Origin of the sequence: Nonomuraea antri, from assembly GCF_013283785.1 — a bacterium.
Classification (GTDB): Bacteria; Actinomycetota; Actinomycetes; order Streptosporangiales; family Streptosporangiaceae; genus Nonomuraea; species Nonomuraea antri.
In genome coordinates this window covers 1-14022 of record NZ_JABCPZ010000270.1, presented here as the reverse complement: position 1 = coordinate 14022, position 14022 = coordinate 1, and the positions used below count along the sequence as shown (strand labels likewise).

The 14022-nt window shown below is 71.5% G+C and carries 15 protein-coding genes and 2 riboswitches; of the genes, 7 read left to right on the top strand and 8 right to left on the bottom strand.

Annotation, left to right across the window (positions count from 1 at the left end):
* Positions 1-669: FAD-dependent oxidoreductase (locus tag HII36_RS47700; protein ID WP_217370865.1), on the bottom strand; the 669-nt coding region annotated here is incomplete at its 3' end.
* Between the two features lie 63 nt (positions 670-732).
* On the opposite strand from HII36_RS47700, the gene HII36_RS47695 reads away from it, so the two are divergent.
* The 3 genes from HII36_RS47695 (at position 733) to qcrB (ending at position 3538) form a co-directional block, all read left to right on the top strand.
* The gene (locus HII36_RS47695; RefSeq protein ID WP_217370864.1) at positions 733-1185 is read left to right on the top strand and encodes a MarR family winged helix-turn-helix transcriptional regulator; all 453 of its coding nucleotides are present in this window, start codon (positions 733-735) and stop codon (positions 1183-1185) included.
* Positions 1186-1254: 69 nt separating this feature from the next.
* Positions 1255-2127: an NAD(P)-dependent oxidoreductase gene (locus HII36_RS47690; protein ID WP_173530011.1), complete on the top strand. Its 873-nt coding sequence runs from the start codon at positions 1255-1257 to the stop codon at positions 2125-2127.
* Between the two features lie 112 nt (positions 2128-2239).
* Positions 2240-3538: a cytochrome bc1 complex cytochrome b subunit gene (gene qcrB, locus HII36_RS47685; protein WP_173530010.1), complete on the top strand. Its 1299-nt coding sequence runs from the start codon at positions 2240-2242 to the stop codon at positions 3536-3538.
* A 19-nt stretch (positions 3539-3557) separates the two neighbouring features.
* Here qcrB and HII36_RS47680 read toward each other — a convergent pair whose 3' ends face one another.
* The 4 genes from HII36_RS47680 to HII36_RS47665 all read right to left on the bottom strand — a co-directional run bounded on the left by HII36_RS47680 (position 3558) and on the right by HII36_RS47665 (position 7422).
* Positions 3558-4388 (bottom strand): carbohydrate deacetylase, encoded by an 831-nt coding sequence (locus tag HII36_RS47680; protein ID WP_173530009.1) that lies wholly within the window; start codon positions 4386-4388, stop codon positions 3558-3560.
* Positions 4385-5776: an MFS transporter gene (locus HII36_RS47675; protein WP_173530008.1), complete on the bottom strand. Its 1392-nt coding sequence runs from the start codon at positions 5774-5776 to the stop codon at positions 4385-4387. The genes HII36_RS47680 and HII36_RS47675 overlap by 4 nt, the downstream gene beginning before the upstream one ends.
* A 170-nt stretch (positions 5777-5946) precedes the next feature.
* Positions 5947-6603: a response regulator gene (locus tag HII36_RS47670; RefSeq protein WP_173530007.1), complete on the bottom strand. Its 657-nt coding sequence runs from the start codon at positions 6601-6603 to the stop codon at positions 5947-5949.
* A gap of 147 nt (positions 6604-6750) precedes the next feature.
* Positions 6751-7422, bottom strand: coding sequence for a CHAP domain-containing protein (locus HII36_RS47665; RefSeq protein ID WP_173530006.1), 672 nt, complete (start codon positions 7420-7422; stop codon positions 6751-6753).
* Positions 7423-7434: 12 nt separating this feature from the next.
* A riboswitch (cyclic di-AMP (ydaO/yuaA leader) is annotated at positions 7435-7574 on the bottom strand.
* A gap of 334 nt (positions 7575-7908) precedes the next feature.
* A riboswitch (cyclic di-AMP (ydaO/yuaA leader) is annotated at positions 7909-8046 on the top strand.
* A gap of 11 nt (positions 8047-8057) precedes the next feature.
* On the opposite strand from HII36_RS47665, the gene HII36_RS47660 reads away from it, so the two are divergent.
* Positions 8058-8936 (top strand): D-alanyl-D-alanine carboxypeptidase family protein, encoded by an 879-nt coding sequence (locus tag HII36_RS47660; RefSeq protein ID WP_173530005.1) that lies wholly within the window; start codon positions 8058-8060, stop codon positions 8934-8936.
* A gap of 39 nt (positions 8937-8975) precedes the next feature.
* On the opposite strand, the gene HII36_RS47655 is transcribed toward HII36_RS47660, so the two are convergent.
* Together HII36_RS47655 and HII36_RS47650 are read right to left on the bottom strand one after the other, a co-directional pair.
* On the bottom strand, positions 8976-9212 hold the full coding sequence (locus HII36_RS47655) for a hypothetical protein (protein ID WP_173530004.1): 237 nt from the start codon (positions 9210-9212) through the stop codon (positions 8976-8978).
* A gap of 14 nt (positions 9213-9226) precedes the next feature.
* On the bottom strand, positions 9227-10576 hold the full coding sequence (locus HII36_RS47650; protein WP_173530003.1) for a S8 family peptidase: 1350 nt from the start codon (positions 10574-10576) through the stop codon (positions 9227-9229).
* Positions 10577-10786: 210 nt separating this feature from the next.
* Here HII36_RS47650 and HII36_RS47645 point away from each other — a divergent pair, with 210 nt between their 5' ends.
* A complete protein-coding gene (locus tag HII36_RS47645) occupies positions 10787-11371 on the top strand; it encodes a DUF6624 domain-containing protein (RefSeq protein ID WP_217370862.1) in 585 nt (194 codons plus the stop codon).
* 28 nt (positions 11372-11399) lie between these two features.
* On the opposite strand, the gene HII36_RS47640 is transcribed toward HII36_RS47645, so the two are convergent.
* Entirely contained in the window at positions 11400-12431 is a 1032-nt protein-coding gene (locus HII36_RS47640) for an SDR family NAD(P)-dependent oxidoreductase (RefSeq protein WP_173530002.1), read from the bottom strand.
* Between the two features lie 90 nt (positions 12432-12521).
* Between HII36_RS47640 and HII36_RS47635 the strand changes: the two genes are divergently transcribed.
* Complete coding sequence (locus tag HII36_RS47635; protein ID WP_173530001.1) at positions 12522-13151, top strand: MerR family transcriptional regulator; 630 nt, start codon at positions 12522-12524, stop codon at positions 13149-13151.
* A 342-nt stretch (positions 13152-13493) separates the two neighbouring features.
* Positions 13494-14022: lytic polysaccharide monooxygenase auxiliary activity family 9 protein (locus tag HII36_RS47630; protein ID WP_173530000.1), on the top strand; the 529-nt coding region annotated here is incomplete at its 3' end.

Genomic DNA, 14022 nt, shown 5'->3' with positions numbered 1-14022 from the left:
GTCGCCGGGCGTCCAGCGGACGTCGAACCACCACTGGAGCATGCCGTCCCCGGCCGGGATCATGCCGCAGGCGCCCTCCGGTCCTGTGATCATGAGGTGCAGGTGGGTGCGGGCCAGGTCGATGTCGATCCGGCTGAGCGCCTGCCAGGTGCCGAAGGTGGCGGTCCTGATCGGCACGTCGCCCCACAGCGCCCGCCGGACCACCGAGTGGTGTCCGTCGGCGCCGATGAGCAGGTCTCCGGTGGCCGTCGAGCCGTCGTCGAAGGTCACCGTGACCCGGTCGGCGTCCTGGGTCACGCTCCGGCAGGCCGTGCCGTACGCGATCAGGTCGGCGGGCAGCCCGTCCGACAGGCGTTCGAGCACCAGGCGGCGGGAGACCGACTTGTTCGGGAAGCCGAAGCGTTCGGCCGCGTGCGCCATGTCGGAACGCATGCGCAGCCTGCCGTCCGAGGTCAGCGCGTCGATCCGGTCGAAGCGGCCGCCGGCGCCGTCCAGGCTGACGCCGAGATCGTCCAGGACGGCGGCGCCGTTGCTGAAGATGCTCAGCCCCGCACCGCCCGTGCGCAGGGACGGCGCCTGCTCGAAGATCCGCACCCGGTGCCCGGCGGACAGCAGGCTCCGGGCGACGGCCAGACCGCCCACTCCGGCACCGATCACCAGCACGTCCATATTTCCTCCAAAACGAAGTAACTCCGAATCAAAGATACATCGAAGTGAAGTACATTGGGCAAGGTGATCGACAAGCACCCAGAAGAGGACGTCTTCCGCGAATTCCTGATCGCCGTCATGCTGCACATCGAGGCCATCGCCGACCGGCTGGGCGTGCACCATGTGGACGTCGCCGCCCTGATCCTGCTGGAGATGCGCGGGCCGCTCCCGGTCGGGGCGATCTCCGAGGAGCTGGGGCTGCCGTCCGCCTCCACCACCCGGCTCATCGACCGGCTGGAGAAGGCCGGCTACGTCCGGCGGGTGCGCGGCGAACGCGACCGCCGCATGGTCACCGTGGAGCTGATCGAGAGCGGCATGGCCGAGTACGACGCCACCCGCGACACCTCCGAGCGGCACCTGTACGCGATCCGCGAGCAGTACACGCCGGAGCAGGTGCCGCTGATGCTGAGCATGCTCACCGGCGTCGCCCGCGCCTACCGCTCGGCGACCAGGGAGCTGCGCGGGCCACGCGACTGAATAGAACGTTCGTCCTAGTCCTGTGCTACCTTCACTCTAAATAGAACGTTCGATCTAGAGGAGTGCTGGATGAGCAGGCAGGAGTTGACCTTCATCGGACTCGGCCCGATGGGGCAGGCCATGGTGCGCGCGTTCCTCGGCAAGGGCCACCGGGTGACGGTCTGGAACAGGACGGCGAGCAGGGCCGACGCGCTGGTCGCCGAGGGCGCGGTCCTGGCGCCGTCGGTGCGCGACGCGCTGGCCGCGAGCGAGCTGGTGCTCTTGAGCCTGACCGACCACCAGGCGATGTACGACATCCTCGGCCAGGCCCCCGAGGCGCTGGCGGGCAGGACCATCGTGAACCTCAGCTCCGACACGCCGGACAAGTCCCGGCGGGCGGCGGAGTGGGCGGCGGGCCACGGCGCCCGGTACCTGACCGGCGGGGTGAACTCCGCGCCCTCGGGCATCGGCGCGCCGGAGTCCTTCACCTTCTACAGCGGCCCCGAGGACGTCTTCGCCGCACACAAGGACACGCTGGAGGTGATCGGCGGGACCGACTACCGGGGCGCGGACCCCGGCCTGGCCGCCCTGTTCTACCAGCTCCAGCTCGACATCTTCTGGACGACCACGCTGTCCTGGCTGCACGCCGTGGCCGTCGCCGAGGCCAACGGCATCACCGCCGCCGACCTGCTGCCCTACGCCTCGGGCACGCTGGCCTCGATGCCGGACTTCCTCGGCTTCTACACCCCGCGCCTGGACGCCGGGAACTTCTCCGGCGAGGTCGAACGGCTGTCCATGGGCGTGGCGAGCGTCGACCACGTGGTCGAGACCGCCAGGGACGCGGGCGTCGACACCGCGTTGCCGGCCGCCGTCCTGGAGGTCTTCCGGCGCGGCATGGCGGCGGGCCGGGCCGGCGACAGCGCCACCAGCCTGCTGGAGATCCTCAAGCGGCCCGCCGCGTGAACGCCGCGTGAACGCCGCCGAGGCCCCGGCACGCGCCGGGGCCTCGGCCGGTCAGTGGCGGAGGTCACGTGCGCGGATGTCACATTCGCCGCGCGCCCGGCGTCTTATGGGCATGAGATCGCGCACGGACCACTGGTCGTTCCTGCTCGGTGAGATCGCGTTGTACTCCCTGGCGGTGCTCTTCGTCACCGGGGCCGGGCTGATGGTGTTCTACGACCCGGACATGACTCTGGTGACCTACGACGGCGTGTACGCCCCGCTGCGTGACGTGCCGGTCAGCCAAGCCTTCGCCTCCACCATGGAGATCAGCCTGGAGGTGCGCGGCGGGCTGCTGATCAGGCAGGTTCACCACTGGGCCACGCTGGTCTTCATCGCCGCGGTCTGCCTGCACCTGCTGCGCCTGTTCTTCACCGGCGCCTTCCGCCGCCCGCGCGGCCTGAACTGGCTCATCTGGGTCGGCCTGCTCCTGACCGGGATGGCCGCCGGCGTCACGGGCGGCATCCTGCCCGACGACCTGCTCTCGGGCGGCAGCCTGGGGCTCATCCAGGGCATCACCCAGTCCATCCCCTTCGTCGGCACCTGGCTGACCGGGCTGCTGTTCGGCGACGCCGTGCCCGGCGACCAGGTCATCCCGCTGTTCTACTGGCTGCACGTGCTGGCGCTGCCGCTGGTCATGGCCGGGCTGTTCGCGGCCAGGCGGTGGCTGCTGCGGCGGCACGGCGCCACGCACTACCCGGGCGCGGTGCGCGTGTCGCGGCTGGGCTCGCTCATGCTGTTCGCCGCGACGGCGGGCGTGCTCACGGTGCTCGGGGCCGTGGTCCAGATCAACCCCATCTGGCTGTACGGGCCGAACCGCCCGGGAACCATCAGCGCGGGCGCCGTCCCCGACTGGTACATGGGCTTCCTGGACGGCGCCATCCGCATCATGCCCGGCTGGGAGCCGGTGATCGCGGGGCATCCGCTGACCTTGTCCGTGCTGATCCCGGCGCTGGTCGTGCCCGGCGCCTTCTTCACCCTGCTGGCCGCCTATCCGCTGATCGAGCGCAAGCTGACCGGCGACCGCGGCCTGCACCACACGCTGGAGCGGCCGCGTGACGCCGCCGTGCGGACCGCGATCGGGGCGGCCGGGATCACGTTCTACGGGCTGCTGTGGGCGGCCGCCGCCAACGACCAGCTCGCCCACCACTTCCATCTGTCGCTGTTCGCGGTCACCTGGTTCTTCCGCGTCGCCGTCGTCATCGGGCCGATCGTGGCCTTCGAGCTGACCCGCCGGATCTGCCTGGCGCTGCGCTGGCAGGAGGCCGAGACGAAGTCGCACGGGGTGGAGACGGGCGTCATCGTCCGGGCGCCGGGCGGCGGGTACGCCGAGGTCGTCCGCGACTTCGACCGGCGGCTGCCGTCGGGGACCTGACGGTTCCCGCGGCCTGGGTTCAGTCCCACCAGCCGCCGACGACCTCGATCCCCTCGCTCTCCAGGGCGCGGTGCCAGACCGGATCGCGGAGCAGCCTGGTCTCCCAGGCTCGCACCACGCCGTCCGGTCCGGTGACCGCGTCCTCGCGCGAGGGGTGCAGGAACAGCTCGCTGACGCCCTCGGGGAGCGCGGCCAGCCGGCGCAGGTAGTCCTCGCGCAGGTGCTCGTAGGCGCCGAGCTCGGCCGCGGTGCGGCGGTTGGTGGCGATCGTGCGCGGGACGGCCACGCCGAGCGCGTCGGCGAGCGCGACGGCGCGTTCGTGCTCGGCGGCGAGCGGCGGCGGCAGCGGCCCGCCGAAGTACGGCCCGGGGTCACGCGGCAGCCGGAAGGCCAGGCCGTGGCGGGCGCACCAGTGCAGCGTCTCCGCGAGCCAGGACCGGCCGTGCAGCCCGTAGAGGGTGCCGGCGTGGGAGTCGGCCGCCACCGGCGACAGTTCCCTGTCGCGCATCCAGCGCAGCTGGGCGTCGGCCTCGCGCAGCACGTCGTGGGCCTCGCCCCGGGCGCCGAGCGCGTACGGGTCGGCGCTGAGCGTGCCGTCCGGCTCGGTGAGGCTCGGCCCGTCGGTGAGCGGCCGCCAGCGCGGCAGGTCGCGTTCGCCCGTGAGCGTGACGTGCACGCGCGGCACGACGGCGGACTGCGCGATCTGCTTGGTGGCCTGCTCGGCGGCGGGTGAGACGCAGATGAGCGTGGTGGCGGAGACGTGGCCCTCGGCCAGCAGTTCGGCGATGACGTCGGTGGTGCCCTGCTCGCGGCCGAGGTCGTCGGCGGTGATCACGACGCGGCGGGTCATCGGGGGCGCTCCGCGGCGGGCGCGTCCACGGGGCCTGGGGGCGGCGGTTCGACCGGCTCGGCGGCGTCGGGCGGCGTCTCGATCGGGACCGAGATGAACCGCGCCGCGACCGCGCCGATCGTCGTCAGCACGAACGGGTACACGCATAAATACATACGGAACGCGAGCCCGGGGTCGCCACCCGGGTCCGTTCCCGAGTTGTAGCCGAAGAACACGCCGAGCGAGGTGAGCGCGAGCCCGATCACGACTCCGTTGAGCCGGGTGAAGAAGCCGAACGCGGACAGGAAGAGCCCTTCGCGGTGCTCGCCGTTGCGTGCCGCGTCGGCGTCCAGGACCCGGGCCACGATGAGGTCGTTGGTCGCGAGCATCCCCGACCAGCCGGCCCCGAGCAGCACCCCGGCGGCGATCGCGGTGCCGAGGCCGGTGGCGAAGAACAGGGCCGCGAAGCCGGCGGCGAGCACCGCGAAGGCCAGCCGCCACGTCCACAGCGCGCCGCGCCGCGCGACGACGCGGGTCCACACCGCCAGGCCTGCCGCGGAGACGAGGATGACGATGCCCTGCAGGTAGAGCGCGTTCGCGACGTGCAGTCCGAGCGAGTAACGCACGTAGAGCTGGATGCCGGCCAGGACGAGCGCCATGGCCATCCCGTAGCAGGCGCCGGTGAGCCCGACCGTCCAGAACATCCGGTTGCGCACGATCGACCAGAGGCTGGGCAGCAGCAGCGGCCGCTCGCGGGTGGCGTAGCGGGGGTTCTCGCGCGCGCTCAGCGCCATGAACGCGATCACCGCGAACGCGATCACGCCGTAGATGATCGCGGTGATCTGGAAGCCCTGGGTGGAGCGCTCGGTGCCGAACACCTCCGTGGTGAGCAGCGGGGTGACCGCGAGCGAGATCACCAGCGCGACGAGCTGGAAGCCCTGGCGCAGCGCGTTGGCGACGGCGCGGTCGCGCTCCCTCGGGTACAGCTCGGGCAGCAGCGCGCCGTAGTTGGCGTTGAGCATCGAGTCGAAGGCCTCGCACAGGATCGCGAACACCGCGAACCAGAGCAGCAGGCCGAGCCCGTCGAGCGAGGCCGGCGCGGAGAAGAAGCCGATCATGCAGGCGGCCAGCATCGGCGCGCCGACCAGCAGCCAGGGCCGGCGTCTGCCGAACCGGCTCCTGGTGCGGTCGGACAGGTGGCCGAGCACCGGGTTGTCGATCGCGTCGATGATCGCGTAGATCACCATGACCGCGCCGTAGGCGCGTACGTCGAGCCCGAGGATGTCGACGTAGAACAGGATCGTCGACCCCTTGATCATGTTGATCGGGATGGAGGTGCCGAACATGCCGACGGCGTAACGCCACGCGGGGGTCCGCGCCGGGGCCGCGGCCGGGGCGGGCTGGGACACGCGATCACCTTCCTTGCTGACGGCGACGCTGTGCGCGGCGGCCGCCGACCGGCGCTCCGGGCACGCCGAGAGCATTCCCGGCCGTGCCGCGAACTACGCCACGCGACGGCCGCGCGGGCCCGTCCGGCGCGGCCGGGGCCCCGCCGGTGTCAGGTCGTGCCCGGCCGGTGTCAGGTCGTGCCCGGGCGGACGATGCCCGACTCGTAGGCCAGCACCACCGCCTGCACCCGGTCGCGCAGCCCCAGCTTGCGCAGGACCTGGGCGACGTGGGTGCGTACGGTGGCCTCGCCGACCCCGGCCCGCTCGGCGATCTCCCTGTTGGACAGCCCGCGCGCCATCATGAGCAGCACGTCGTGCTCGCGCTCGGTGAGCGTGGCCAGCTCCGGCGGCGGCTTCAGCACCGGGCTCGCGGCGAAGGACGTGATCACCCGCATGGTCACCGCCGGGTCGATGAGCCCGTCCCCGGCCGCCGCCACCCGGATCGCCTCGACCAGGTGCTCGGGCGGCGAGCTCTTCAGCAGGAACCCGTTGACGCCGGTACGCAGCGCCTGGTGCAGGTTCTCGTCGCTGCCGAACGTCGTCAGCATCACGACGCTGGGCGCGACGGGGTCGGCGAGCAGCGTGCGGGCGACCTTCAGCCCGTTCATGCCCGGCATGACGAGGTCGAGCAGCAGCACGTCGGGGCGCTCCCGGCGGGCGACGGCGACGGCCTCGGTCCCGTCGGCCGCCTCGCCGACCACCTCGATGCCGTCGGCGCTCTCCGCGACCAGCCGCAGCCCCGCTCTGATCATGGCGTGGTCGTCGGCGATGACCAGTCTGATCGTCATCGGGGGTTCCCGGTGTTCACGTGCACGGGGCCGACCCTATCCGGGCCGGGGACCCGCCCACCTCGGTGGAGACGCGGAACCGGTCCGTCCACGCCTCCGCCGCCCGGCGGAGATCCTCTCCCCCGGACGGCGGGTCGCTGCTACATGTCAGGCCTTGTACTCGGGGTAGCCGTAGCCGACCACCTGGGACTTGGGACGCACGCGCTCCTCGACCTTGCCGTTGCCGGTGTTGCCCTCGATCGCGGTGATCGTGCCGTCGCCGTTGTCCTGCTTCACCAGGCCGACGTGGTCGATGCTGCTGATCGAGCGGTCGTCCCAGGAGTAGAAGACCACGGCGCCGGGCTTGGCCGCGTCGCCCCAGCGCCCGTTCGACTCGAACCACTTGGCGTAGGTGACGGTGTAGGCGTCCCAGCCGACGGTGGGCCGGGCGCCGGCCTGCTCGCCCACCCAGGAGACGAACATGGCGCACCAGGGGGCGTTGGCGTAGGCGGTCAGGCTGCCGCCGTCGCGGGCGACGGTCTCCTTGGCCCGCTGCGAGGCCATGTACCAGCTGTGGAACGGGGTGCCGCCGCCGGCGGCGTTCTCGCTGACGCCGACCTGCGACTCGGCGATCTTCAGCACGGACTGCGCGGTCACCTGGCCGGCGTCCTTCTGCTCGACGCTCCGCGCCGCCGCGATGGCCGGGGTACGGGCCTCGGACTCCTGGTCGGCGAAGGCGGGGGCGGCGGCGAGCGCGGCCACGGTCACGATGCTCGCGCCGACGGCGAAACGGATGAGGTTGGCGGGCTTACCGGCACGGGTGAAGGCGTTGCTGGTCATCAGAGGTGTCGCTCCTTGCTTCCATGCCGCCTACCGGGTTAGCTGACGGGTTCGGGAGTGGAAGTCCCCTACGGCGCGTGAGAGCGCCGATTCACCCCAACTGAAGTGGGTCCCCGGTTCCGCGCTGAAGGCGGATTCGGCGGCCGCGTCACGCGTGACACGCGAAGGTGTTCGCACGGGTGGGACGCGGTCTCGGACATGCGTACGTGGGTTCGGTGCGTTGCACGCAGCCCGGACGTACGCCGTAACTGCCATCGAAGGTATGCGGATGGCATAGAGCAGGGCAAGTGACCCCCGGCCGGACGCCGCGTGAGGCCCTGCCAGACAGGCGATCCGGGGGCCCATCCTTTACCTTGGCCAGCCTTGAGCGATATGTCCGCTTTGTAGCTGTTTGACTTGTATCTACCGATCTGGTAGCTTTAAGTGTTCAGGGCGACGGACAGCCATCGCGTTCGTTTGCCCGTTCATTGCCCGGACCGCGCCACTCGTGCGCGGCCGCCGAATCCACGCTCGCGTGGAACCGGGGACCCACTCCTTCGGGGTGAATCGGCGCGATCACGCGCCGTAGGGCACTTCCCAGCCCGAACCCGTCAGCTAACCCGGTAGGCGGTATGGAAGCTAGGAGCAAACCCTTCATGCGCGTCACCACCAGGCTCACCCATGCCCTGCTCGGCCTCGCCGTCACCACCGGCACCCTGGCCACGGCGGCCACCGCCGCCACAGCGGCCCCTTCCGACATGCACCGCGACACCAACGGCCCGGCCGTGTCCAGCACGGCGGCGTACCTGGTCGACGCCAAGACCGGTGAGGTCCGCTTCAGCAAGCAGGCCGACACCCGCCGTCCGGTGGCCAGCATCACCAAGGCGATGACCGCCTACACGGTGCTCCAGCAGGCCAAGCCGACGGACAAGGTCAAGGTCACCGCCGAGGACGTGCGTTACGCGTCCCAGGGCGGCGCGTCGGTCGCGCACCTGCGCGCCGGTGACACGCTCACCGTCGAGGACACCCTGTACGCGCTGATGCTGCCCTCGGGCGCCGACGCCGCGCACGTGCTGGCCCGCACCTACGGCCCGAGCGTCAAGACGTTCGTCGCGGAGATGAACGCCAACGCCGCCAAGCTCGGCATGAAGAACACCCAGTACGTCAACGCCGACGGCATGCCGTACCAGGGTGGCGGCTACTCCACCGCCCGCGACCAGGTGGCCCTGGCCAAGGCGGTCCTGGACAACCCGACGCTGAAGAAGATCACCTCCACCAGGTACCACTCGGTGCCGTCCACCTCGGAGCACCGCTCCTACGCGTGGAAGAACACCAACCGCCTGCTCGGCAGCGCCGGCGCGCTCGGCGTGAAGACCGGCTACACGCGCGCGGCCGGCTACACGCTGGCCTTCGCCGCCGAGCGTGACGACAGCCTGCTGGTCGGCGTGGTGCTCGGCGCCCCCAGCTCGGGCCAGCGTTTCCAGAACGCCGAGACCCTGCTGGACTGGGCCGCGGCGAGCGACGCCGCCAAGTAGGCGCGTAGCAGCGCGCCACCGGCTCACCAGGGGCCCGGCTCATTCAGAGCCGGGCCCTTCGTGCGGTTCGATCGGCGGGTCGGCGTACGGGCCGCCCGCCTCGGGCCCGGCGCGGGCGGCCGCCTCCGGGGTGACCCGCAGGGCGTACAGGCCGGACTCCGGGTCGACGGCGATCAGGCCGTAGTCGGGGTCGACGTCCTGCTCGTCCAGGCCCAGCGCCGCCATCGCGTCGGCGAGCCCGGCCGCCGGGCCCAGGCGCACGGTGATCAGGACCATGGTTCCGGCACCGCTCAGGCGGCGCGCTCGTCGTGCTTGCGCAGCGCCGCCACCAGCGCGGGCGCGTTGACGATGCCGTAGCCGTAGTCGTGGTCGAAGCCCACCGTGCTGCGGTCCTCCGCGGTGCGGTGCAGCAGCGTACGGAGCTGGGCGGGCGACAGCCGCGCGGCCGAGTGCCTGGTCCGCAGCGCGGCCACCACGCCGGCCGCGATCGGGCAGGAGGCGGACGTGCCGGTGTCGGCCTGGCCGGCCCCGGTGGCCTCCGAGCCGAGGAAGTGGGTGTAGGCGCTGATGTCCGGCTTGTTGTCGGCGAGCCTGGCCGGGCCCTGCGAGGAGTAGCCGACGCGCTCGCCGTGGACGTCGACGCCCGCGACCGTGATCACCTGCGGGTGCCCGTTGGCGCCGATGATGTCGTCCACTCCGCAGCGGCGGTCGGGGCAGTCGCGGCCGCAGTTGCCCGCGGAGAACAGGATGTCCGCGCCGGCCCGCTCCAGGCTGGCCACCATGACGTTGAACGGGTGCCTCGGGTTGTCGGTGAAGTTGCCCGGCTGGCCCGGGCGGAAGTCGTCCTGGTCGTCGCGGAACAGTCCCCAGCTGTTGCTGATCACCAGCGCGCGTGAGCGTTCCGGCATGCCGGTCAGGACCGTGCGCAGGTGGGAGTAGGCGGCCAGGGCGTCGGACAGCACCCCGCCGATCGTGCCCTTGCTGCTGCGCAGGACGGCGACGTCCAGCAGGGTGGAGGCGCGGGCGGCGATCTGCGCGTCGAACGCGCACATGCTGCCGTGGCCCGTCGGCCACGCGCCTGGGCTGCCGTTCGCGCCCGGCGGGGTCCAGCTCCGGCCGGCGTCGACGCGCACCTCGCGGCCGAGCTTGGCGGCGACGTGCTCCTTGTCGATGCCGCCGTCCACGATGGCCAGGTGCACGCCTTCGCCGTCGTAGCCGGCCTCGTGCAGTTCGCGGACGCCCAGCAGGCGTTCGACGTCGTGCCAGTCGCCGACCGGGCCGGAGTCTCCGCAGGTCACGTGGTGGTGGATGGGTGGGTCGGCGAAGACGCCGGTGACCTCGCGCACCGCCGAGGACAACGCGGACAACTGGGCTGGGACGTCGTCGTCGGAGATCTCGCCGCGGATGAGCACGGTGGCGTCGTCCGGCGTGAGCGAGAAGTCGAGGAGCGAGGCGAGCGAGGACAGCAGGCCGCCGCCGCGCGGGGAGCGCGGCCGGGGCAGGGCCACGGGGGCGAAGGCCCGGTCGATGAGGACGCCGGGCAGGTCGCCGACCACGTCGGCGACATGGGAGACCACGCCGGGGTCGATCACCGAGGCGACCACGTCGGGGTCGGGACGAAGCTGGATCAGGACGCGCACAGATCTCACCTGCTTGTGTTCGAGTAACGGGAACAGGGCCGGTGAGGGGGTGAGGGACGCGACCCCGATGGCGAAGAGTAATCTTCTCAATACAGAACGTAACCAGAGTGGTGAGGGTGACACCTGACCCTTTGGTTACGGTGACCTGTCCTCCGGTTGCCTTTTCCAGCATTGGTGTCATTTGCCACTGAAATCCCGGAAGATCGCGTCATGCGGGCATTACTGACCGGGCTGCTCGCCGCACTCCTGCTGCTCCTGGCGAGCTCCTGCGGCGCGGCCGCCCCCGACGACTCCGCACTGCCGCCCGCCCACCCGGCGCTGCGGGCCGAGCTGCTGCGGATGCTCAAGCTCGACCAGGAGGTACGGACGCTGGACGCCGCCCAGGAAGACTGGGACAGGGTCGAGAAGGCCAACACGGACCGGATGCGCCAGATACTCGACGCGCACGGCTGGCCCGGCCACGAACTGGTCGGCAAGGACGGCGCGCACGCCGCCTGGGCGCTCATCCAGCACGCGGATCGCGACCTCGACCTGCAGCGGCGCGGCCTGGCGCTGATGCGCGCGGCGGTGCAGGACGACGACGCCGACCCGTCGGACCTGGCGTACCTGATCGACCGGGTACGGGTCGCCGAGAAGAAGCCGCAGGTGTACGGCACGCAGTGGGAGACCGACGCGACGGGCGCCTGGCGGCCGCGTACGCCCATCGAGAACGAGGCCCAGGTCGACGAACGACGCGCGGCGGCCGGGATGAAGCCGTTGCGGGAGTACCTGAAGGAGCTCCAGTCCGTCCAGTGAGCGGTGGTTCGTGCTCTGGCGGGGAGACTCAGGCGTGGAAGCTGCCGCCGGCGTCGAGGGTCAGGCTGTTGCCCGTCAGGTAGGTGAAGTCCGGCGAGGCCAGCGCGAGCGCTCCGACGGCGATCTCGTCCGGGGTGGCCATCCGGCGCAGCGTCGGCACGTTGTCGCGGCCCCAGATGGCCGCCATCCGGTCCCAGACCGCGTCGGGCAGGTCAAGCGCGTTGGCGACCCCGCGGACCAGCTCGGTGTTGGTCGTTCCCGGGATGAGCGTGTTGACCCGGATGTTGTACTTCGCGTAGTCGAAGGCCGCGCAGTTGGCCAGCCCGAGCAGCCCGTGCTTGGAGGCGGTGTAGGCGGCCTTGCTCTCCGACGTCGTGTGCACGTTGGACGACGACGTGATGACCACCGTGCCGCCGCCCCGCCTGATCAGGTGCGGGACCTGGTACTTCATGCTGAGGAACGTGCCGCGCAGGTTGGTGCCGACGACGTCGTCCCACTCCTGGGCGGTGTATTCGTGCAGCGGCTTCTGCAGGGTGATGCCCGCGTTGTTGAAGCAGACGTCGAGGCCGCCGTACTTCTGCGCGACCTGGTCGACGAACGCGCGCACCTGGGCCTCGTCGCGGACGTCCGCGCGGATGTAGGTGGCCTCGCCGCCGGCGGCCCGGATCTCGCGCTCGACCTCGGCGCCGAGCGTCTCGCGGCGGCCGCAGAAGCCGACCTTTCCGCCTTCCGCCGCGAACTGCCTGGCCGCCGCCCGCCCGATGCCGGACGTCGCGCCGGTCACGATCACCACTTTCCCGGCGAACCGCCTGCGTCCTGAGGGCTGGATGACGGGCGGGGTGGTGCCGTCGTCCGCCACGAAGGCCCCGGCGCCGGCGCCGAGCGCGGCGGCCGCGCCGGCCGTCACCACGCCGGTCGTCAGCAGCCGGCGCCGCGTGTACCGCTTGGCCGGCGTGCGCTGGTCTCCGGGTGCGTGCTGGTCTCCCAGCGTGCGCCGGCCCTCCGGCTGCGGGCTGTCGGTGGGATCGGAACCGTCGGCGCGTGGTTGAGTGTCGGTCATGACGCCTCCTCGGCCTGAAAGTGCTGTTAGTAGAACTATCGATAGTGACACTATCAGAAAGGAACCCGCGACGCGGAAGGAGAACCTGCGATGCGCATCGGCGAGCTGAGCGCGCGTTCCGGCGTGCCCGCGGCCACGATCAAGTACTACGTGCGCGAAGGACTCCTGCCGCCGGGCTCGCGCACGAAGGCCAACCAGGCCGAATACGACGAGGCCCACCTGCGCAGACTCCGCCTGGTACGCGCCCTGCTGGAGGTCGGGGGCCTGTCGGTGGCGACGTCCAGGCGGGTCATCGCCATACTCGACGACCCCGCGACGTCGCCGCTGAAAGGCATGGGCAAGGCGCATCGCGCGCTGTCGGGCGACCGGCTGGAACCGGCGGCCGGGCCGCCAGACGGCGACGCCGCGAGCCTGGCCCGCGTCGACGAACTGCTGGCCGCGCGCGGCTGGCAGGTCGGCGCCGCCCATCCGGCGCGCGCCCAGCTCGCCGCCGCGATCGCCACGGCCGAGTCACTCGGCATGGGCGACGCGCTCGGCCTCCTCGACGGCTACGCCGACGCCGCGGAAGCCGTCGCCGAGGCCGACCTCGACCTCGCCACGGCCCCCGCCACGCTGGACGAGTCCATCGAACGCATGCTGGTGTGGACCGTGGTCGGGGACCGCGTACTGACCGCCCTGCGCCGCCTCGCCCAGGAGGCGGTCGCCGTCAGACGCTCGTGAGCCGCAGCGTCCGCCCACCGAGCCGGGGGTCACCAGGCCGGGACGGCCACCGGACCGCCACCGGACCGCCACCTGACCGGGACCGCCACCTGACCGGGACCGCCACCTGACCGGGACCGCCACCTGACCGGGACCGCCACCTGACCGGGACCGCCACCGGGCCAGGGACGGCCACCGGGCCTCGGCCGCTGGGCCGGTCACGACGGCCCCGGCGTGCGGTTTCATCGGCCGGGGGCCGACAGGGTAATTGACCTTTCCTGACGGAATCCATTCACTGTTAGGAAACTTTCCTTTACATTTAGGTGAGTCAACCCCCAGCCACCACCGCAAAGGAAGCGTGACATGCGTAGGTTGATTTCGTTCTTAGCCATGGCGGTCGTTGCCATCACCACCGTGGTGTTCAACGCCTCGCCCGCCTCCGCGCACGGTTTCGTCACCAACCCGCCGAGCCGGCAGGCCAACTGCGCCGCGGGCAAGGTGCCCAACTGTGGTCAGATCATCTGGGAGCCGCAGAGCGTCGAGGGCCGCCAGGGCCAGCGCAACTGCCACGCAGGTGACGCCCGCTGGGCCCCGCTCAGCGACGACTCCAGGGCGTGGCCGGTGACCAGCGTCAGCAGCACGGTGAACTTCCAGTGGCGCATCGCGGTCCCGCACTCCACCAGCACGTGGGAGTACTACGTGGGCAGTGAGCGGGTCGCGGTGTTCAACGACCGCGGCAGGGTGCCTCCGTCCTCGGTCACCCACGCGGTGAACCTGGGCAACCGGACCGGCCGCATCAAGCTGCTGGCCATCTGGAACATCGCCGACACCGGCATGGCGTTCTACAACTGCGTCGACCTCCAGATCGGCCAGGGCCAGCCCAGCCCGACCC